Origin of the sequence: Notoacmeibacter marinus (assembly GCF_002238045.1) — a bacterium.
In the GTDB taxonomy this organism is placed as follows: domain Bacteria; phylum Pseudomonadota; class Alphaproteobacteria; order Rhizobiales; family Rhizobiaceae; genus Notoacmeibacter; species Notoacmeibacter marinus.
In genome coordinates, this window is the sequence record NZ_NBYO01000003.1 from 534,405 (window position 1) to 554,727 (window position 20,323).

The 20,323-nt window shown below is 64.0% G+C and carries 25 protein-coding genes; all 25 read right to left on the reverse strand.

The window, feature by feature from the left end; translation table 11 throughout:
• Positions 1-124 precede the first annotated feature (124 nt).
• Positions 125-616, reverse strand: a complete 492-nt coding sequence (locus tag B7H23_RS14880) for a cytochrome c-type biogenesis protein (RefSeq protein WP_094078211.1) — start codon at positions 614-616, stop codon at positions 125-127.
• Complete coding sequence (locus B7H23_RS14885) at positions 613-2,607, reverse strand: heme lyase CcmF/NrfE family subunit (RefSeq protein WP_240535133.1); 1,995 nt, start codon at positions 2,605-2,607, stop codon at positions 613-615. The genes B7H23_RS14880 and B7H23_RS14885 overlap by 4 nt, the downstream gene beginning before the upstream one ends.
• Positions 2,608-2,625: 18 nt before the next feature.
• On the reverse strand, positions 2,626-3,141 hold the full coding sequence (gene ccmE, locus B7H23_RS14890) for a cytochrome c maturation protein CcmE (RefSeq protein ID WP_094078212.1): 516 nt from the start codon (positions 3,139-3,141) through the stop codon (positions 2,626-2,628).
• Positions 3,138-4,295 carry a c-type cytochrome biogenesis protein CcmI gene (gene ccmI, locus B7H23_RS14895; RefSeq protein ID WP_094078213.1) on the reverse strand — a complete coding sequence of 386 codons (1,158 nt, stop codon included), beginning with the start codon at positions 4,293-4,295 and terminating at the stop codon, positions 3,138-3,140. Before ccmI ends, ccmE begins: the two co-directional genes overlap by 4 nt.
• A 16-nt stretch (positions 4,296-4,311) precedes the next feature.
• A complete protein-coding gene (locus B7H23_RS14900; RefSeq protein ID WP_094078214.1) occupies positions 4,312-4,776 on the reverse strand; it encodes an RT0821/Lpp0805 family surface protein in 465 nt (154 codons plus the stop codon).
• Positions 4,777-4,800: 24 nt separating this feature from the next.
• Entirely contained in the window at positions 4,801-6,219 is a 1,419-nt protein-coding gene (locus tag B7H23_RS14905; RefSeq protein WP_094078215.1) for an ATP-binding protein, read from the reverse strand.
• A 4-nt stretch (positions 6,220-6,223) separates the two neighbouring features.
• A complete protein-coding gene (locus B7H23_RS14910; RefSeq protein WP_094078216.1) occupies positions 6,224-6,892 on the reverse strand; it encodes a response regulator transcription factor in 669 nt (222 codons plus the stop codon).
• A 112-nt stretch (positions 6,893-7,004) separates the two neighbouring features.
• Positions 7,005-7,286, reverse strand: a complete 282-nt coding sequence (locus tag B7H23_RS14915; protein ID WP_094078217.1) for a hypothetical protein — start codon at positions 7,284-7,286, stop codon at positions 7,005-7,007.
• 104 nt (positions 7,287-7,390) lie between these two features.
• Entirely contained in the window at positions 7,391-7,597 is a 207-nt protein-coding gene (locus tag B7H23_RS14920) for a hypothetical protein (protein ID WP_094078218.1), read from the reverse strand.
• Positions 7,594-11,400 carry a baseplate multidomain protein megatron gene (locus tag B7H23_RS14925; protein ID WP_094078219.1) on the reverse strand — a complete coding sequence of 1,269 codons (3,807 nt, stop codon included), beginning with the start codon at positions 11,398-11,400 and terminating at the stop codon, positions 7,594-7,596. The genes B7H23_RS14920 and B7H23_RS14925 overlap by 4 nt, the downstream gene beginning before the upstream one ends.
• Positions 11,401-11,415: 15 nt before the next feature.
• The gene (locus B7H23_RS14930) at positions 11,416-11,895 is read right to left on the reverse strand and encodes an NlpC/P60 family protein (RefSeq protein WP_094078435.1); all 480 of its coding nucleotides are present in this window, start codon (positions 11,893-11,895) and stop codon (positions 11,416-11,418) included.
• Positions 11,895-12,776, reverse strand: coding sequence for a DUF2163 domain-containing protein (locus B7H23_RS14935; protein WP_094078220.1), 882 nt, complete (start codon positions 12,774-12,776; stop codon positions 11,895-11,897). Before B7H23_RS14935 ends, B7H23_RS14930 begins: the two co-directional genes overlap by 1 nt.
• Positions 12,773-13,426 carry a DUF2460 domain-containing protein gene (locus B7H23_RS14940; RefSeq protein WP_094078221.1) on the reverse strand — a complete coding sequence of 218 codons (654 nt, stop codon included), beginning with the start codon at positions 13,424-13,426 and terminating at the stop codon, positions 12,773-12,775. Before B7H23_RS14940 ends, B7H23_RS14935 begins: the two co-directional genes overlap by 4 nt.
• On the reverse strand, positions 13,419-13,964 hold the full coding sequence (locus B7H23_RS14945; protein WP_094078222.1) for a phage tail tape measure protein: 546 nt from the start codon (positions 13,962-13,964) through the stop codon (positions 13,419-13,421). The genes B7H23_RS14940 and B7H23_RS14945 overlap by 8 nt, the downstream gene beginning before the upstream one ends.
• Positions 13,961-14,137 (reverse strand): phage tail assembly chaperone, encoded by a 177-nt coding sequence (locus B7H23_RS14950; protein WP_094078223.1) that lies wholly within the window; start codon positions 14,135-14,137, stop codon positions 13,961-13,963. The genes B7H23_RS14945 and B7H23_RS14950 overlap by 4 nt, the downstream gene beginning before the upstream one ends.
• 38 nt (positions 14,138-14,175) lie before the next feature.
• Positions 14,176-14,592, reverse strand: coding sequence for a gene transfer agent family protein (locus B7H23_RS14955; RefSeq protein WP_094078224.1), 417 nt, complete (start codon positions 14,590-14,592; stop codon positions 14,176-14,178).
• Complete coding sequence (locus B7H23_RS14960; RefSeq protein WP_094078225.1) at positions 14,592-15,002, reverse strand: phage major tail protein, TP901-1 family; 411 nt, start codon at positions 15,000-15,002, stop codon at positions 14,592-14,594. Before B7H23_RS14960 ends, B7H23_RS14955 begins: the two co-directional genes overlap by 1 nt.
• A gap of 93 nt (positions 15,003-15,095) precedes the next feature.
• Positions 15,096-15,512 carry a DUF3168 domain-containing protein gene (locus B7H23_RS14965; protein ID WP_094078226.1) on the reverse strand — a complete coding sequence of 139 codons (417 nt, stop codon included), beginning with the start codon at positions 15,510-15,512 and terminating at the stop codon, positions 15,096-15,098.
• The gene (locus B7H23_RS16080; protein ID WP_158215850.1) at positions 15,509-15,685 is read right to left on the reverse strand and encodes a hypothetical protein; all 177 of its coding nucleotides are present in this window, start codon (positions 15,683-15,685) and stop codon (positions 15,509-15,511) included. Before B7H23_RS16080 ends, B7H23_RS14965 begins: the two co-directional genes overlap by 4 nt.
• Entirely contained in the window at positions 15,682-16,023 is a 342-nt protein-coding gene (locus tag B7H23_RS14970) for a phage head closure protein (protein WP_158215851.1), read from the reverse strand. Before B7H23_RS14970 ends, B7H23_RS16080 begins: the two co-directional genes overlap by 4 nt.
• Before the next feature lie 5 nt (positions 16,024-16,028).
• Positions 16,029-16,592, reverse strand: a complete 564-nt coding sequence (locus B7H23_RS14975) for a head-tail connector protein (protein ID WP_094078228.1) — start codon at positions 16,590-16,592, stop codon at positions 16,029-16,031.
• Between the two features lie 113 nt (positions 16,593-16,705).
• Complete coding sequence (locus tag B7H23_RS14980; RefSeq protein WP_094078229.1) at positions 16,706-17,953, reverse strand: phage major capsid protein; 1,248 nt, start codon at positions 17,951-17,953, stop codon at positions 16,706-16,708.
• A gap of 13 nt (positions 17,954-17,966) precedes the next feature.
• A complete protein-coding gene (locus B7H23_RS14985) occupies positions 17,967-18,632 on the reverse strand; it encodes an HK97 family phage prohead protease (RefSeq protein WP_094078230.1) in 666 nt (221 codons plus the stop codon).
• Entirely contained in the window at positions 18,629-18,976 is a 348-nt protein-coding gene (locus tag B7H23_RS14990) for a DUF6107 family protein (protein WP_094078231.1), read from the reverse strand. Before B7H23_RS14990 ends, B7H23_RS14985 begins: the two co-directional genes overlap by 4 nt.
• The gene (locus B7H23_RS14995; protein ID WP_094078232.1) at positions 18,976-20,205 is read right to left on the reverse strand and encodes a phage portal protein; all 1,230 of its coding nucleotides are present in this window, start codon (positions 20,203-20,205) and stop codon (positions 18,976-18,978) included. Before B7H23_RS14995 ends, B7H23_RS14990 begins: the two co-directional genes overlap by 1 nt.
• Positions 20,206-20,323: the final 118 nt, after the last annotated feature.

Here is a 20,323-nt window from a genome sequence, read left to right on the forward strand (position 1 = left end):
TTCACTGTAGCGAGGGAGCTCGCCTCTTTGATAGGAAACGATCTAGAGCGCTTCGCCTTACAAGGCACTTTCCGGCAGGTGAAAACTTGGTAAGGCGAAGTCGGCCGGACAGGACAGACGCCTGCTATTTGTCGGAAGGGTCGTTTGCCAGGGCCTTGCGCAGACGGGCCTCTTCCTCAGCCGTCAGCGAAGCCGCACCGTCCGTTTCCACTGCCGAATTACCATGCGCCTGCCGGCGGGAGAAGAGATAGAGGCCGCCGCCCAACAACACCAGAAGCGGCGTCGACCAAAGCAGGATCGTGGTGGGCGAAAAGACCGGCTTCAGCAGAACGAACTGCCCGTAGCGGGAAACGATGTAGTCGACGACCTCCTCATCGGTCTCACCCGATTCGATCCGCTCGCGGACGAGAATGCGCAGATCGCGGGCAATGGACGCATCGGAATCGTCGATCGATTGGTTCTGGCAGACCAGACAGCGCAGACCCGCCGAAATATCCCGTGCGCGTTCTTCCAACACCGGATCGTCGAGCACTTCGTCCGGCTGCACTGCAAAGGCCGATGGCGGGCCAAAAAACAGCCCGCCGATCAGAACGAAAAGAGCGAATGGGCGTCTCAACCGGTCGCCTCCGCCTGGGGCTGGCGAAGCCGTGATTTCGGTGCGCGTGGAGCGCCGACCCGCAAACGGCGGTCCGATAGAGAAACGAACCCGCCAATCATCATCAGCACCGTGCCGAGCCATATGAGTGTGATCAGCGGTTTGTGCCAGATACGCACGACGGCACCGCCGCCCTCCGACAGATCGCCCAGCGATACGTAAAGCTGCGAAAACGCGAAGGTACGAATGCCCGCCTCGGTGGTCGGCATCTGGCGCGCTGTATATATCCGCTTGGACGAAGAGACGGTACCGAGCGCCCTGCCTTCAGCGGTAGCGATCAGGAACTGAGCGCGGTCGGCGACGAAATTCGGCCCGCGTACGGGAACAATGGCGTCGAAAGTGATGCTGTAGCCGGCGATATCGACGCTGTCGCCCGGCTTCATCGCCACGATCCGTTCCTGCTCGAATGCGCTGACGGCTACAATTCCAAGCACCGTCAGACCGAGGCCGGCATGGCCGAGCGCGGTGCCGAACATGCTGCGCGGTAGCCCGACGAAGCGGCGCATCGCGACCGGCAGGGGCGTACGACCGACACCCGCCTTTACGGCCAAGTCTGTCACGGCACCCCCAAAGAGCCACACGGCCAGCCCGATACCGAGCGCGGCGAATACGGCGGTCGGATCGACGAAGAGGAGGCTGACCGCGACAGCGAGCAGCGAAAAGCCGAACGCCCAGACGAGTCGCATTGCCACGGCAGGCAGATCACCCCGCTTCCAGGACAGGAGCGGCCCGAACGGCACGGCGACCAGAAGCGGCACCATGAGCGGCCCGAACGTCAGGTTGAAGAAGGGTTCGCCTACCGAAATCTTCTCGCCGCTGAAAGCTTCGACCATGAGCGGATAGAGGGTGCCGACCAGAACCGTTGCCGTGGCGGATGCCAAAAAAAGATTATTGAGCACGAGCGCGCCCTCGCGGCTGATCGGCGCAAACAGACCGCCGGTCTTCAGGCTGGATGCGCGCAACGCGAACAGCAGCAGCGCCCCGCCGATGAAGAAGACCAGAATGGCCAGGATAACGAGACCGCGCGTCGGGTCCGATGCAAAGGAATGCACCGACGTCAGAATGCCAGAGCGTACGAGGAACGTGCCGAGGAGAGACAGCGAGAAGGTGATGATCGCCAGCAGCAGCGTCCAGATTTTAAGGGCGTCGCGCTTTTCCATGACGATGGCCGAATGCAGCAGCGCCGTTCCCGACAGCCAGGGCATGAAGGATGCGTTCTCGACCGGGTCCCAGAACCACCAGCCACCCCAGCCGAGTTCGTAATAAGCCCAATAAGAGCCCATCGCGATACCGGCCGTCAGAAACGTCCAGGCCAGCAATGTCCAAGGCCGCACCCAGCGCGCCCACGCCGCTTCCATGCGCCCGTCGATGAGTGCGGCGATGGCAAATGAGAAGGCAACCGAGAAGCCCACATAGCCGAGATAGAGAAGCGGCGGATGGATAGCGAGGCCGACATCCTGCAGGATCGGGTTGAGATCGCGGCCTTCCATGGGCGCGGGCGACAGTCGCGCGAACGGGTTCGAGGTCAGCAGAATGAACAGCAGAAACGCGCTGCCGACCCAGCCCTGAACAGCCAGGACCAGCGTTTTCAGGCGCAGCGGCAGGCTCCGCCCGAATGCCGCGACGAGGGCTGTGAAAAGCGCCAGGATGAAGACCCACAGCAACATGGAGCCCTCATGATTGCCCCAGGTTCCAGTGATGCGATAGAGCGCGGGCTGCTGCGAATGGGAGTTCTCGAACACGTTCACGACCGAAAAGTCGGACCGGTAATACGCCGCCAAAAGGACGCCGAAGGACAGGGTTATCAGAGCGAAAACCGAAAGCGCCGTCGGAGCTGCGGTCGCCATGACGCGCTCATCGTTGCGAAGGGCACCGGCAAGCGGGACCATCGCCTGGAACAACGACAGCGCCAATGCGAGAACAAGAGCAAAATGGCCGGTCTCGATCAGCATGTCATGCGGCTCCTGGACCTATTGGGTGAGTGGAATGGATGCGGTGGGCTCTGCCGAAACGGTATCCCCGGCGGGTTTGCCATAAGAGCCGCCGCCCTCGCCGCCCTCCTTCCACATGCCCTTTTCCTTCAGGCTGTCGGCGACCTCTCGCGGCATATATTGTTCGTCATGCTTTGCCAGAACCGTACTGGCGACGAAAACGCCGTCCAGCGTCATTTCACCCTCGGCAACGACGCCCTGCCCTTCCCGGAAAAGGTCGGGCAGAATGCCCTGATAGCGGACGGGAACGGATGCCGCGCCATCGGTAACGGCGAAGCGGACTGTTTCGCTCTGTCCCCGTTCGACCGAACCATCGACAACGAGGCCACCGAGGCGGACCTTTTCGCCCGGCTTCAGCGGCCCGGCGGCGATGGCGGATGGGTCGACGAAAAAGACGATCTGCTGATTGAGCGCGGTGAGGACAAGGGCCAGCGCGAGGCCCAGAAAGGCCGCTGCTCCGCCGATCAGTCCCAGACGCTTCTGTTTACGAGTCACGAGCGAGTCTCCGAATTGACTTCGGGGCTGGGAGCATTGCCGGATCGCGACAATGCGTCCGCCGCCGAACGGATTCTGGTTTGCGCGGGTTCGTCCTCCGGAAACGCTTCAAGAGCACGACGCACCGCATCCTGACCCTTATCCATATCGCCCAGAACACGGTACGCATTGATCAAGCGCAACCATTCGTCGATCGAACCGCCATTATCTTCAAGTCGCTTGTCGAGCCCGGCGACCATCTGTCCGATCATCGCCTGCCTGTCGTCTGCCGACATATCGGCGGCGGCGGCTACGGCTTCGCGGTCCGGGCCACGCGGCGCATCCCCGGCGGGCTCGGCGGCAGCAAGCTGCGCCGCCTGGCGCGCGGCTTCAAACCAGGGCGAGCCTGCATCCTGGCTTTCGGCCAGTTCGTTCCATAGCTGAACGGCGCCGGCATTGTCGCCCTCCTGACGTTTCGCCAGAGCAAGGAAATAGCGCGCCCGGGGTTCGGAGGGCTCAAGCTCCACGGCCCGCTCGAGCCGCTGCTTCACATCGGCGGTGACAATGCCGCCGCCGGCGGCGATCTCCGCTTCGCCAAGAGCAGCCAGCAAGGACCCGCTCTCGCCGTTCAACCGAACCAGCGCGCGGAAAGCACTCGCGGCATCATCGTAACGGCCGACGCGCATATAGATGGGCGCCAGAGCAGACCAGCCACGCGCATCCGACGGATCGGCCGCAAGCGCCCGTTCCGCGCGAGCAATCAGATTGCCAATGCTATCGTTTCGTGGATCGGCCTGAAGCCGCGCCTGCAGCGGTTGCGCCGGCATGTCGGGTTCGCCCAGAAAGCCGTAGAGCCCCCATGCGACGAGAGGCACTGCCAGAACCGAAACGATCAGGAAAGCGCTGGGCAGGCGTCCGCGATCGTCCCCCTTCTGCCGGTCGCGCGCATGCAGCAGCCGACGGCCGATTTCAGCGCGCGCCTCCGAAGCGGTCGGCGCATCCAACGATCCGCGCTCGATCTCGCGTTCAAGCGATGTCAGCTGATCGCGATAGACCGCTTCATCCGCCGCGTGCTCGGCGACTGCGTCAGCAGTTTCGGCCTTCGGCAAAAACAAAACGATAGCGCCGATGGACGCAAGGGTCAGAACAGCCGCGATAATCCAGAACAGCGTCATGATCGGCACCTGTGGTTCAAATCACCGTCCAACTTCCATCCTTGGTACGGCAAGCAGCCCCCTTCAGCGCTCGGACACTGCCTTCGACGGTCAGGGTGTGGGTGAACTGGCGACAATCCTGTCGGCCGACACGATAGGGCTGGTAAGCGACGACCCGCCCGCTCTCGCCGCTGTCGGACTGCCAGGTGACGGTCTCGCCCTTCCCTTTGTATTCCAGCGCGCGATACTCAGCAGCCAGGGCCAGCGCTTTCGACGCGCCATCCGCCAGACCGGCATCCGGTGCTGCCGCCAATCCCTTGACCATTCCGACAGTGTTTCCCGATGCGGCCGAAGGCGCGAACGCCGATGAGGGCGTACCGCCCGTCAACGTCGTGCAACCCGCCAGTGCGGTGGCCGCAAGCAAAAGGACCACGCCCTTCGCGGCATGAAAGCGACGGCACGTCAGTAACGATTGAAGTGGCAGCGATTGGGTCAACGCCATGGTCCCTTGTTCAAAGCCTTCCTATCACTTTTGCTGCGGCGCGGAAAAGGGTGCCGCCGGCAAAATCAACCGAGCCCTCAACCCTCCCATATCGGCGCGCTCCAACTGCAACTGCCCGCCATATTCGGCAGCCGTATCGGACACGATGGAAAGACCCAGCCCGGTTCCGGGCACGGTTTCGTCGAGCCGCTGCCCGCGCTTCATCGCCCGTTCGGCCTGGTCCTGAGGAATCCCCGGACCGTCATCATCCACCGTCAATATGACCACAGCACGGCCATTGCGCTCGGCCATCTGACCGGAAAGGCTGAATTTCGAGCGCGACCATTTTGCCGCGTTTTCCAAGAGATTGCCGAGCATCTCTTCCACATCGTGCTTGTCGCCGGCGAAAACCAGATCTTCATCGACATCGGACCGGACGATTTTGTCGGGTGCGATCTTGCGCATCACCCGAACGAGACGGTCGGTCACGGGCTTCAATTCGGTGCGCTGGCCGAGTGCCGCGCGCTGCGCGGCGATCCGCGCACGCTGAAGGTAATGGTCGATCTGAAGACGCATCGCGGCAGCCTGTTCGGCGACCAGCCGGCCATGCGGCTCGTCGATCGCATCGGCTTCATTGGTGAGCACCGACAGCGGCGTCTTGAGCGAATGCGCCAGATTGCCGACCTGGGTGCGCGCACGCTCCACAATGTCGTGATTGGCGTCGATCAACGCGTTCACCTCGGTTGTCAGAGGGCCGATCTCGGGCGGAAAATCGCCGACAAGACGGCGTGTCTGCCCGGACCGGACCGATTGAAGAGCCAGCCGCACCCGGTTGAGGGGACGCAAACCGAAGCGGATGGCGGCAGCGTTGATCGTCACGAGCACGATGCCCAGAAGGGCAAGCCAGCCGAAGAGCTGGCGGCGAAAGCTGGCGACGCCGGCCCGGAAAGCCGTTTCATTGCCCATGATCCGAAACCGATAGGGCGTTCCCTGTTCGCCGAGTTGCAGTTCCGCTTCGGCGATACGAACCAGCCGACCGTCCGGACCGGCTCCGGTATAGATGCGTTCGAAGAAATCATTGAACGGCGCCGATTGCGCGCTCGGAACGGGCACATCCGCGTCCAGCTGCACCGACCGAAGTTGCGCGTCGTCCGACGAGGGTGCGGTGTCGACCGGGCTGACCTCCCAGTACCAGCCAGAACCGGTGTCCTCGTAACGCAAATCGCCAAATTGCGGCTCGCCGGTCAGCGATCCGTCCGGGTCCAGACCGACGGCAGCTATGAGGTTGTAGCGATGGGCGACGAGAAGCCGGTCGAAGCTGGCACGCGATTCGCCCTGATAGATCGTCGTCACCAACGAGCCGATGGCCAGAAGGGCCAGAACGGCCAGAAGAGAGGAAAGGATCACCACCCGCGCCGCCATGGACCGCGGCAACAGACGGCGATCTGCCTTCGACTCGGTCATCGCCTTAGGTTTCGCGCGGCGCGCGAATGCGGTAGCCCATGCCACGGACCGTCTCGATCAGATCGGCCGAAATCTTCTTGCGCAGACGCCCGACGAACACTTCGATCGTATTGGAATCGCGGTCGAAATCCTGATCGTAGAGATGCTCGACGAGTTCGGTTCGCGACACGACCTCATCCTGATGATGCATCAGATAGGCCAACAGCCGAAATTCCAGAGATGTCAGCTTGAGCGATACACCGTCGATATCGGCGCGCGAAGCCCGCATATCGAGCCGGAGCGGGCCGCAGACCAGTTCCGAACTGGCGTGGCCCGCGGCGCGCCGGATCAGCGCCCTTAATCGCGCAAGAACCTCTTCGACATGAAAGGGTTTGGCGACGTAGTCATCGGCGCCGGCATCGATGCCAGCCACCTTGTCGCTCCACCGGTCCCGCGCAGTCAAAATGAGAACCGGCATGGTGCGGCCCTCGCGCCGCCAGCGCTCCAGAACGGACAGACCATCGATCTGCGGCAAACCGAGGTCGAGAACGACGGCGTCATACGGCTCGGTATCGCCTAGAAAATGGCCTTCCTCACCATCCGTCGCGCTGTCCACCGCGTAGCCAGCATCCTTCAGCGCCTCGCAGAGCTGACGGTTCAGATCGGCATCGTCTTCGACAACGAGAACACGCATTGGCTGATTCACTCCCGACAATCGCTTCGCCAACTGTTTGCCTGCAGTTGCGGTCGGCAATCAAGTCCAGGAAGCGCTTACGGACTGTCCGAACATTGCGCGAGGCAATGTTTCAGCGCATCGGCACCACAATCTCCTCGCGCCTCGGGCGGCCGCCCTCTCCGTCCGGAACGAGCATGACAACCCGGCATTCGCCGCTGCCGACCGCGTCGGCCCGTAGCAGCTTCGCGCCGCGCTCCTGCGCCAATCGCTGGCCGACAGCATAGCAATTGTCAGCCACGAGATGGATGGACCGTTCGACCGGTCGTTCAAGGCTCGGCATGGACAAGGCCTGCGCCGCACCGGGAACGCCAACCATCAACAGAACCGAAAGAAGGGCGGAGAGCTTTTTCATGAGACCATTGATACGACATTCTCGCTGAATGCCACATGAACAAATCGGCGCCGGCGCATCAAGCGCCAACGCCGGCTTTGCAAGAAGTATTCGAGCGTGGCTGTTCAGGCAATGGCCCGGCGCGCCGTCACCCGCCCCCAAAGGGCGACAAGGCCGGTTGTCGCCGTCAATATTTGCAAAATGCCGTCGGCAACGGCCCCGCCTTCCAATCCGCCGGTCGGCACACCGGCAAACGAGGCGGCGGCCAGCACAACCGTGCAGAGCGACGCCCATATCGTCTTGGACAGATACCATGGTTTTAGATCGGTCATTGCAGAAGTCTCCTTTCGTAGCTTGGTGAAATGGCGTCGGGAACGAAGCGGCGGGTCATGGCGATTCCGGCTCCGACGGTGAGGCTGAGCTGGCGCACCTCCAGCGAATGCGTCGCATCGGGCACGGCGAAGGTGCTTTGCGGAACCGTCCAGTTGGCGGTTTGAACGATCGCCGTCGTCAATGTCTCGCCGGTCGGCCCCCGGATCGCCGCTTCGTAGTTTTCGCTCTCTTCGCCGAGGGGAATGTCCAGCCCCTCCCAACGATCCGCGTCCTGACGCCCTCGGCGAATCCATCGAAAGTCGATTGCGCCCTCCACGATCCGGGCTGTCGGATGCACCGGCGCCAGCGGCATGAGCGAACGAAGGCCGCCCGTTCGGGTGACGTCCACACGCTCCGCTTCGCTCGATTCGCGGCCCGCCGGCTCGATACGCCACGCCATTTCGGTCCCGATCTCCGCATAGTGAAGACCTGCGGCCTCGACTGCATCGTCCAGTAGGACGAAAGTCGAGCCCGTGGGCAGGCCGTTGACGGCGATGTCTTCGGTGCCAAGCTGGCCGCGTAGCAAACCGCCGAGCCGCCAGAGATCCGCTGCGATTTCTTCAGCCCGTTCGAATTGCAGCACTTCCCATCCGGACGGCCCCTTTATGGCCGCCGCATTCGCGCCGGCCAGAAGGGCAATCCGCTCAACCGAAGAGAGACTGCCGCTGTAAAGCTGTACCCGCAGCGTAAGCGGGCACACGCGGCCGGGTCTGGCCGGTGGCAGGGCGTCCACCGTCTCGCCCATCGTGGCCGCCTCCTCCACCACGGTACGCTGGACAAAGACTCCACCCGGCGCCGCCATGGCAGCGACCGGTTTCCAGAAGCGCGACCAGGCAGCCACCTGAAAACGGTTGGCGGGCTCAGCGCCATCGACAAGCGGCAGATCGAGGAAGGCCACCGCCGGCGCGCCGCCCTGCTCGGCGACGGACTGCGCCGTCAGGCCGGAAGGGAAGAGCGACCGGTCGGGATGCGGCGCAAAGGCCTCGTCGCGGCGTGCGCGAATACGGACGTCCAGGCCGGTCTCCACCTCCTCGACCTTCCAGACGACATCCGGCCGGTCCTTCAGCCGAAAGCGCGAAGCGGGCTGCGGTACGGCAAGTGATGGCGGAAGCGACAGCGTCAGCGAAACCCGCTCCTCCTGCGCGCGACGCAACCGGTCGGCAACGCGTGCTTCCAACGCGCCCCGATGCATCGCGCCCGGGAAAGCGATCTGCCGCGACCGTTTCTGGTCTGCGCCATCCTCGAACTGGCGGGCGACCGCCGACTGGTATTCCATAAAGGGGTCTCGCGCGGCGGCGAGCAGTTCGCCGAACGTTTCCATGGGCGATGCATAGGTTTCGATGGCCGGACCGTGGTCCGGCTGCTCAACCGCATCGGCAACTGTCGGCACCGCGCTCTGTCTGATACGCGAGCGGAATGTCAGACGACCGTCGATTTCGAACGTCTCGATTTCGTGCAAATCGAGCAGCGGCTTGAGAAATTGCCGCGTTGACGCGCCCGCATCGACGATGACGCCCTCGACCATGGCGTCGACGCTGGACGTGTCGAATTCGGTGATACCGGCCCGCCGAAGAAGCTCCGCCAGACAATCGCCGAGCTCGACCTGATCGAGCCGGCCGTTCAGCCAGTGGCCGCGCGACCATGCCTCGCCATCGGACCAGATCGCGTCGAGCAAAGGAAAGGCCGGAAAGGGCCGCGTGTCCCATGCCCAGAGGTAAAGGCGTTCCCAGTCGACCGGCGAGCCGGCAAGGCCTTTCCAGTGCGCCAGATGCGCCTGCAGGAAGCGGCGTTGGATGAGATCGTCACGCCCGCCGTTCGAATCGCGCGGCGCGGCGCTTTCCGAAGATTTACCGTCGATAAAGAGGTTCGGCTGGTTCGCGCCGCCGTCGATCGCCGGTGCGCCAAGCTCGGTAAACCAGATCGGCTTGGCCATGGGCGTCCAGTCTGTGGGCTCGGCAAGCTCGACGCCGTTGCGACGTTCGAAATGCTGATTGGCCCACCAATCCTGGATGGCCTTGGGCCGGAAGACCCAATCCTTGCCGTAAGCGCCGTCGCTAATCGATGTACGTATCCGGTTCGAACGGTTCTCATCGCTGGCATAGAAACAGTCGCCATATTCGCCGCCATCGATCGCGCGTTGGAGCGCCCTGCCATCGTGGGCACTCGCGGCGCCGTCCGGATTGTCGCCATAAACATCGTTCTGCCGCCAGTCCGAAAGCGGCAGGTAATTGTCGATACCGATTGCGTCGATGTTGGGATCGGCCCAGAGCGGGTCGAGGTGAAAAAAGACATCGCCCGACCCATCGGCCGGCTGGAAACCAAACCATTCGCTCCAGTCGGCGCCGTAGGTGATCTTGGCATCGACACCGAGAATCGATCGCACCTCTGCCGCCAATTGGCGCAGGCCAGCGACGAAGGGAAACTCGTTATTGGCGTTGCGCGCCGTTGTCAGACCCCGCAGTTCGGACCCGATTAGAAAGGCATCGACGCCGCCGGCGATCCTGGCAATGTCGGCGTAGTGCCGGATGAAACGGCCATAGCCGAACGATGTGCTCGAGCCGAGAAAAACGGCGATCTGCGCATCAATGTTCGAGGACGAACCGGTCGGTGCTATGCGGCCGCGCCAGGGATAGGCCGGCTGGCCCTCCGCGCCATTGAGGTCGGGCAAAGCGTTATCCGGCGGAATATCCATCATCACGAATGGATAGAGCGTCACGGAAAGGCCCCGCGCTTTTAGATTCCGGATGGCTTGAATTACCGAGGCGTCCGCCGGCGTCGAGCCGTAGGCCAGGCCGCCATCCACCGTCGAAATCCGATGCGCGGTTGCCGGAGCAAGGCCATCGACCGACCAGACGAGATGTTTTGCGCCCTCCGACGGGCCGGTCACGCCCGGCCGGATCGTGCAGACGTCGGCGCGCAAATCATCGCCAAACCAGCTGACCACCAGGGCGACGTGGCGAAGATTCGGGCAGAGCGCCATCAATTCGTCAACCGATGCGGCGAAATCGCTCTCCGAAAAGAGGTTGTGCCGGTTGACCCATTGTTCACGTCCCGGCCCGCCATTGGAAACCAGCCTGGTCGGAAAAAGGCCGAACCCCGTCGAGCCGGGAATGAGGCAGATTGCACGAACATCTTCGGCGATACCGCCAACCGGGCGTATCACCTCGAAATGGACCTGTGGCAGGCGGTTGCCGTAGTCTTTCAGCGGCATCCGTTCAAAAACCGCGTAGGCCGTGCCGCGATAGGCGGGCGTCTGGCCCAGGCCCTGCTTAGCTTCGATCAGCGGGTCGGGCGCCTGATCGTCGGTGCCCGTGTAAACCCGCATCTCCATCCCTGTCAGATCGATCTCGCGACCGTCCATCCAGACCCGGCGAATACCGGCAATCTCACCTTCGCAGATGGCCAGAGCGAAATTGGCGTAATAGCTGTATGTCGTTGTCTTCGTCTTTCTGGAGCGGCGGCTCCCCTTCCCTCCGCTTCGCTCTTCGGTATGGCGCGCCTCTTCATGCCGCGTCATCCAGATCAGCGTTCCGCCTATGCGCGCCGTGCCGAAAATCTGCGGCAGGGAGACGCCCTCCTCGGCAGTCTGGGGTTGAAAGCCGGCGAGTCGCGGGCCTTCCCGCTCGCCATCCGGCTGCCCGAAGATCTGCTGGTCGAGCGCATAGCCCGCCATCGCACCGAGCGCCCCGCCAATGGCAGTGCCGACCGGGCCGAAAACGCTGCCGATCGCCGCACCGGCCGTGCGCAGAATCATGGTCGCCATCGAAACCCTCTCGCGTCAGTTCGCAGGGCCGGGCTGAGATCCGGCTGCCGGTTGCGGAAACAGGAAGCGCCCGGCGATCCGCCGTCGCCAGGATGGCACCAGCGCGCTTTCCACCACACCGATGCCGCTATAGGCATGGATAAAGCGATGCGGCTCGATCGCGATACCGAGATGGCGCGCCGACAGAGTGGGACGCCAGCGGAAAACGAGCATCTGACCGGCTTCAATGGGGCTATCCGGTTCCACCGGTTCCATATGGCGCGCGGCAGCGTCCAGCAGGCGCTCAGCCGAGCCGCCACCATCCGCCAGCGAATCCTCGAACGGTGCATAGGGCCCCGCGTCTTCCGGCTCGCGATCGTAGAGGGCGCGCCAGATGCCGCGCACCAGCCCGAGGCAATCGCAGCCGACGCCGATGCGCGACTGTTGATGGCGATAGGGCGTACCGAGCCAGCGGCGCGCCTCCTCGACGACGGCCTGTTCGAACGACCCGGCCATCATTTCACCACCGGCTGGCCGTCGAGCGGCATGGCGCCGCGCACGACGTAGCTATACGCGACATCATTGCCGGGCAGATGGGGGAAGCCGCGGTAGTTCAGTTGATTGACGAACTTCTCCCGACAGGTGTGAAATGCCTTGTCGCAGCCGGCAATAAGGGTACATGACGCGCCCTGCCCCGGTCCCGAACCATTGCCGTCCAATTCGAGAACACGACAGTCCGCATTCGCCATTTCCCGCCGGATGCGCGCTGACCGTCGCCGGCCGACAGTATCCGTCCAGAGCAGCACGCCGCCTTCGAACCAGCCGGCAAGGAAATCGCCACCGCCATCGACGCGGACGCAGCGTCCCGGTCCGGTGCCGATAGTGGTCACGTGCTCATGCCAGCGGGGATCGTTCAGATCGACCTTGCAGGCCTCATCACCCAGTTCAGCGTCGCAACTTCGCCGCACGAAACGGCCCTGTGGCCTGTCGAGCGGCGCGGCGGCGCTTTCCAGACTGGCGACGAACCGACCGCTCTGAACGGAAATCTCGCCGATTGTGGCACGGCGCAGAAGACGTCGCTCGGTGACATCCGACCAGTTCACCAGCCAGGTTTCGACGACGGCGCCGTCAAAGCGGCCGGCGCGGACATCCTCTTCGGTGATCGAGGCGGCGTTCAGCGCGCCTTCCACGTCGGAGCTGTCGACCGCAAGACCGGCGCTCTCCCGCACCTCGCTGGCGTTCAACCCGCTATTGGGCGTGAATGTCGCGCCGTCGAAGGCGAGCGTCTGATCGGTGTCGGTGAAGCCGAGCACCAAGCCATCCGCGCAGGTCAGCCGCCAGCAGTGGCAAAGCGTCGTCGCCTGGGCATTTCCAAGCTCCATTGGCTCTGCGCTCATATCATCACCTCCACCAATGGCACGCTCGGCACCTCGCCGGCGCGAAATCCAGAAAGGCTTGTCGCCAGATGTTCGATGTCGAAACGCACGGCGATGTCGAAGATGAAGCCAGCACTCACCGGTGCGCCATCTGCAGGCGGGACGTTGAAGACCACGTCACCCGTCTCGTAATCGAAACCGAAAGCCGTATCCGCGACGGATTGTGCATTGACTGCAACCACCACCGTGTCGTTGCGCGGCAACCGGATCGGTCGTGCATAACCACCGTCCCCGCCATAGGTCTTCACGAGCGGAAATCGCGTTGCCGATCCGTCTCCCATGCCAAGCGGCTGGTCGGCCGCGCCGATGGCTTGGCTGCGAGGGCTGCTTCGATGATCCAGGGGATCGCGAAAGCGGAACGGATGCATCGCGCCGCCGCGCGCTTCGAAGAATGCGATCAGCGTTTCCAGATCGGCCAGATCGCGCAGGCCGGTTCCGACATCGAAACGGCGAAGGCTGTGGCGACGACGCTGGTTGCGCGCTTCGCGCCCGCTGCGTAGCGGAAGAATCTCCACCTGCCGCTCGGGCCCGCCGGTCGCACCAAGGCCGATCGCGATGGGAAACAGCGCGTCATGGAAGCCGGGTAGCGGAAAGGCATCGCGATCAGACATGGCGCGTGCCCTTTCGGACCGCTCGCGACAGCATGGCCGTCATCTGCGCTTCCGACTTGCGGAACGAGGCGGCGTCGCTGGCCTGGACGTTGAAAGTGACGTTGATAGCGCCGCCGCCCTGACCGCCCGCCACGCCGAGCTTGCCATCGCTGCCTCTGCGGAGCGGCATGATCGCTTCCGGTCCGGCTTCGCCCATCAGACCGAGCCCACCGGCGAGCGGAAACATCGTCGCGCCATTGACGATACCGCCATTGGCGTTTGGCGTAACCGGCACGCCGCCTCCACCGAAAAAGCGGCTGAAGAGCCCTCCGACCAGCCCCTGAAGCGGTTGCAGCCCTTTCTGCAAGGACGATCTGGCCAGATCCATCGCCAGGCTTCGAAGCACATCCTCGAAAGACTTGCCTTCGACGATCGCGCCGGCGAAGGCGGATGTCATTCGCTGACCGAACTGATCGGCCAGCCCCTGAAGCTCCTTAAGGGCCGTTGCCACCCCGGTGGTGTCGGCGTCGATGCTGACTTCAACCCGCTTTTCCATCATCGTTTCTCCGTTTCGTCGCCCTTGCGGAAGGTCTGTTCCAGCGCGGCCAACCATTGCCGCGTCGGACCTGCATCGTCCGCCCCTGTCCGTCCCATCGCTGCCGCCAGTTCGCGCGGCGTCATCGCCCAGAACTCACGCGGCGGCAGATGAAGGACACCCAGTCCGATCCGCATGGCGTGCGCCCAGGGAAAGCCCTTCGGTCGCGAGCCCTTTACGGTTTCCCCGGTATCGTGATCGTCGGGTGCGGCGCGCTGGCTTCGCCGAAAGGGCCGGTTTCGTCGTGGCCCTCCGCTCGGCTCTGCGTTTGCGTCTCGTGGCCGAAGGTCGCCATCAACAATCGGACAACGATCCTGGCAAAGCCGGCGATGCCGTTCTCGCAACGCATGGCCGCCACCGCCTCTTCATCCGCATCCGAATCGCCGCCGCCCCGCAGCCCTGCCGCGATGATCGTCATGAAGTCCGAGGCCGAGAGACGGCCTTCCGACAAGCGTGCCGCCAGTTCGGAAAGGCCATCGACACCGAAGGCCGTTTCCAGTTCGGCGAGCGAGCCGAGCGTGAGGCAGAGCCGGCGCGACTCGCCGTCGAGAATGGCGACGATCTCGCCACGCTGTTCGTTGGCCGCCACCATCAGGTGGCCTCGAATGTCAGTGCGGCCGCGCTTTCGAACGCGATCTCGAACGTGACTTCGCCATCATGATTGCCGGAATATTCCAGAGATGTGATCTGAAAAGCGCCTTCGAGCGCGCCGAAATCCGGCATGGCGAATTGCAGTTCCATCGCGGCGCCATTGAAAAAGGCTTCGCGGACCAGCGCGTCGGACTGCGCGTCGCGAAAGATGCCCTGACCGGAAATAGAGGCCTGGCGCACACCCGCATCGGACAACAGGTGCCGCCAGCGACCCGCGCTATCGCTATCGGTGATATCCACTGTCCCGTTGCCCAGTGCGAGGCGCCGGGTCTTCAGACCCGCCAATGTCGACCATCCGCCGACCCCATCCGCGACGCGGATGAGCATATCCCGTCCTCTTTGCGCGCTCATGATCGTCTCCTGTCTATCGTGCCGGTTCGCGGCACAGCTTCGCCGGTGGCATGCCTTCGGCGCGCCATTTCATTGCATCACTCATTCGCCCGTTCAGGCCGTTTCGACCTCTTCCACCAAAGCGCGGTAGCGCGCCGTGCCGCGATAGAGCGCGGCCTCGCTATCGTGCTTGATCTCTTGCATTTCACAGTCCAGCAGGATCAGCCGAAGCCCATCCCTCTGCGGCGTGAAGTCCCGCAATCTCGTTTCGATGGTCTTCATGACGGTCGCTGCCTCGCGACGCCCCCGCCTGTTGGACCAGACCTGCAAGGTCAGGAATATTTCCTGACCGCGTTCCATGCCGCTCGACCAGTCGAACCCGCTCGCCCGGCCAAAAGTAACATAGGGAAAGCGTGCGCCCGGCGACGGCGCATCGTAGAAGCCGGGGCCGGACAGCATCGCCATGAGCGAAGCGTCGCTGCTTAGCCATTGATAGATCGCCTTTTGCAGCGTGAAGGCCGGCGTCATCATCTGCCCGCTCCCATCTCCGGTTCCGGTTTCAGGTGATCGGCCGGGCGAACGTCCCGCTCTCCTGCACCCGGCGCTTTCAGGTCGGCGAGGGTCAACGCCTGCCGTCCGTCATGCTCGACAGCGCGCAGGCCGGAAAACAATCCGTCGAAGCGCAACCCCACATTGATCTTCATATCCAGCCCTCCATTTCCTTGCATCCGCAGACGAGGTAGCGACCCGAACCGTCCAGATCGCGAACGGTCTCGACGCGCATGGCGTGGCCATTGCGCAGAAGCCGCATGGCTGGCGACACATCATTCCTGTGGCGCAACGTGACGCGGTGCGTGATCTCCTGCCGTTCGGCCTCACCCTCCGTGGTTTGCCTCGCGCCGACCGGCTCGACATGAGCGAAGAACTCCCCCACCGCATGCCACTGCACGTCTTGGCCACCCGCCTCGTCCGGCGTCCGCACCGGCGCTTCGAGCACGAGGCGCGTCCGAAGCTTGCCGGCATCCATGAATTCTACCGCCATGAGGCTCATATCCTCACCAGCCGGAAGGGCTGGACCAGAACCTCGTAGCCCTGCGGTACGGCGACCGGTTGTTCGCTGGCGGAAAAGCCGCCACGCGTCTCATAGCCCTGCCCGATCAGCAGCATCATCGCCTGGCGCAGCGGCGCGGGAATATCGTCTGCGTCGAAGCCGGCGGCGATGTCGATCTCGACGCCGTTTTCCATGTCGACGGCTGTCGGAAGCGTCCTGAACGCGACCGAAGCCGGGCGGCGGTTGCCGCAAAGGCGATAGCTCTCGACATCGAGGGCGCGTGCAACACCAAACTCGTCGTAAACGGTCACCGCATCGATGGCGCGAACCGGGTGGAGGGGCAGCAGCGTCGGCTCGGCAGTGCAGACGGCATCGCATGTCAGCCGCCAGTTCTGACGACCCAAAACAAGGCTGCAGCGCCTTTCCGTTACCTCGCGCGCCATGACGATCAGTGCGGCGATCAGTTCGTCCTCGGTGTCGTGATCGACCCGCAGATGCGCCTTGGCGTCGGCCAGCGAAATGGGCTCCGGCTCGGGGCCGGCGGTGCGGAACAGCGCCATGACGCACTCCTCGTTCGCAGTGTTGGTTTATCGCCGGATCGGTCCGGTCAGGCATGGATGGAGTGGGAAGGCGCGGCGGCAGGGAGGAGACCGCCGCGCCCCTGTCCGATGCGTCAGGCGGCGTATTTTACCAGCTTGATCGCATCGAAATCCTGCACGCCGCCGCCGACACGCTTGGTCGTGTAGAACAACACGTAAGGCTTGGCCGAATAGGGATCGCGAAGAACACGTACACCCACCCGGTCGACGATCAGGTAGCCGCGCTGGAAATCGCCGAACGCAATCGGCGTCGCCGCGCTCGCCGCGTCGGGCATGTCTTCGGCCTCAACCACCGGAAAGCCCATCAGCATGGCCTTGGCGCCCGCGGTCGCCGGTGGCGTCCACAGATAGTTGCCGTCGGCGTCCTTCAGCTTGCGGATCGCGGCCTGCGTGCGCCGGTTCATCACCCAGTGAGCGTTCTGGCGGTAGCCCGCTTTCAGCGCATAGACCGTATCGATCAGGACGTCAGAGGCATCGGAGGCGGGCAGGTCGCCATCGACGCCCGTGGCGATATGGCCCAGCGCACCCCAGCTCCAGCTATCCTCGGCAACCGAGCCATAAGAAAGGAACCCGCGCGGCTTGTTGACGCCGTCGCCCTTGACGAAGGCTTCGCCTTCCTGCTCGGCGAAGGCCGCTTCGACCTCGGCGGCGATCCAGGCATCGAGATCGACCGCCGCATCGTCCAGCAGCGCGGTCGTCGCCGCAGGCATGGCATAGAGTTCCATCGTCGGGAAGTTCAGTTCGGCCAGCGTACCCGACGCGGTTTCCGGCCGTACATCGGTTTCGGCGACCCAGCCGGTCGCCGGACCGGAAATGCTGAACGGTTTCTTCAGTACGGCGGAGGAGACCTGCCGCACAGAGGCGATGGAGCGGATCGGCGACAGTTCGGCGAGCCGCTTGCCGATCTCCGTTTCGGTTTCCGGCGGCACCAGATAACCGCCCTCGGCGCCGGTCCCGATATTCATCGCCTTGGTTTCCATGGCCCGGATGGCGCTTTCATCGCCGCTCCGCATCCAGGCGTGAAAAGCGCCCTTGGTTTCGTCGAGGCGGATCGCGCCGCCGAGCGCCGGACGTCCGCCCTTGACGATCAGACGGTCGAGCGCCTGTTTCTGCTCGGTGAGCGCATTGTTGATGCGGTCTACCTTGTCGTTTGTCACGACATCGGCCGTCACGCGGCGTTCGATCTCGTTCAGCCGCTCATCATTGGCCGATTTGAAGGCCTCGAACGCGCCCATGAATTCATCGAACGCCTCCGCCACCTCGATGGCGCTGCCGCTTGCCGCCTTGATTTCCGGCGCGGTCTTCCTCGTCTGCATCTGCATTCCGCTGTTCCTTTCAGAAAAAGATTGTCGTTGCCCGGCGGATCGCGCCGGCCAGTCCATCGCCCTGCGGATGCGCGTCCCGCCCGTCCGTCAGGCTTGCAAACCCTTTGGCGATCACCTGCCGGGCCTGCTTTCGCGTCAGCTGCGCATCCCGCGTCAGCCAGCGCTCGAATTGTCGCTTGGTGGGCAACACGCCCTTCACCTCGGCGATGCGCGCCGTCGGCAGCATGGGAAAGGTGACGACCGAAATCTCCCAGAGATCGGCCTCCATGATGCGTCGTAACCCAGCCTGCTTTTCCGCTCGCGCCCGCACGGTGCGAAAGCCGATCGAAAGACCGTCCAGCGCGCCGTCACGCATCAGGGCGTGAACCTCCCGGCCCCTTGCGGTGGTCAGGCTGAGCCGCCCGCGTACATAAAGCCCGCGATGATCTTCAGCGATCGCATCCCATCGCCCGATGGGCTGGGCCGGATCGTGCTGGAACAGCATGCGCACGCCTCGCGCCCCACGCTGGCGAAGGCTGCGCGCGAAAGCGCCGGCCATCACGACGTCGCCGGACAGGTCGGCCTGACCGAAAACGCTGGCATAGCCTTCGAAGCGGCCATCATGGTCGACATCGGCGATTTCCACCGCTGCCTCCTTGCGTTCCGGCGCACCGCGCAGATCGATATGCCTTGTCATCGGCGCTCCCCTCGATCCGGGCGGGGGCCGTTGGCGCGATCCATCTGGTCCTGTGCCGCGCCGAAGGTCCGCATCAGAATGCCGATCGCCCACCAGGCGCAGAGTGACGCAAGGGCCGCCCCCGAAAGCGCGACTTCAAGACCGTTCGCCACGGTGTCGATACCGAGTTCATGGGCCAATCGCAGACCAGCCACGCCGCCAAAGGCGATGCCGCTCGTCACGCCGACCGCAAACCGCAGAGCGGCTTCCCGACGGCCGCGCGGCAGCACATAGGCCAAAGAAATCGCCGAGCCGATGATCGCGCCGGCACCCTTTGCCATCCACATGGATTCACTCTCCCCCATCAGCGTTGCTCCATCGCCGGCAGCGGCTGGTAGCCCACCGCCTCGCGCTTCTCGTCGTCGGTCAGAAAGTCCGCCTGACCGATGCGCTGCCACAGCGCGTCGCGCTCGCCGGACAGTCCTTCGACCGCATCGGCGTCGAACCACAGGCGCAGATCCGGCCCGAAGGCCGGCGTCAGCCAAGCGGAAAGCTCGGTCGCGATCCGTGTCACCAGCGGCAGGATCGTCAGCCGATAGAAGGCGCGGTTCGCTTCCTTGTAATTGGCGTAGGTGTTGTCGCCCGGAATGCCGAGCAGCATGGGCGGCACACCGAAGGCGAGCGCGATGTCGCGTGCCGCTCCATTGCGCGCCTCCACGAAATCCATCTCCTGCGGCGTCAGTCCCATCGCTTTCCAATCGAGGCCGCCTTCGAGGAGAAGCGGCCGCCCGGCCCGGCTGGGACCGGAATAGCCGTCCTCCAGTTCCGTCTTCAGCCGCTCGAACTGCTCATCGGAAAGATTGCCGCCCTCCTTCGGCGCATAGACCAGCGCGCCGGACGGCCGCGCTGCATTGTCGAGCAGCGCCTTGTTCCAGCGGCTCGCGGCATTGTGAATGTCGAGCGCGCTGAGCGCTGCCTGCAGCGGGGCCAGGCCGTAGTGATCGTCGAGCGGGTGGAACAGCGCGAGGTGCAGTGCCGCCGCACCGCCTTCCGGACCGGCATCTTCAGCCAGTGCGATACGCCGTGCGGCACCCTTCGCGCCACGATGCTCCAGCGCCACGGGCCAGCCATCCTCATCGGCGACCACCGCCACCCGATCAGGCCGCAGAAGGTGAAGTTCGGCAACCGCGCTCGCACCGCTCAACCGCTCGACATATGCATTGCCGGACAGAAGAAGCTGACCGTAGAGCGCTTCCAGAAAGGTGACGCCGGCCTGTTTGGCGTTCGGACGGTCGAGCAGCGACAGCAGCGGATGCTCACCATGCTCCGTCGCGCCCTCATAGAGAAGCCACGGCACGGCGGCGGCAGTCTGGGCGATCAGCCGCACGGCAGCATGCACGATGGCATTGCCGAGATAGCCGTGGCGGGCGAGCGAAGCATAGTCGCGCGGTGTCCAGCTGGCCTGTCCGGCAAGCTGCAGTGCGACGAACCCTTCGCCGATAAAGCCAGCCTTGCTTTCCAGCCTTTTCGCCGGGCTCTTCGAAAGCTCCGCCGGCCCGGCCGTGGGCGCGCCTCGTAGCCAGTTCCATGCCATGAACCATTTCCTCTTGCTTCCGATGCCCGCAGATGGGGCGCCGGTTCGCTGGGCGCCCGGTGCGAGCCGTTCGCCGCTCAGCTCATTTCGTTGAAGTCATCATGCCATCGACCGCGGG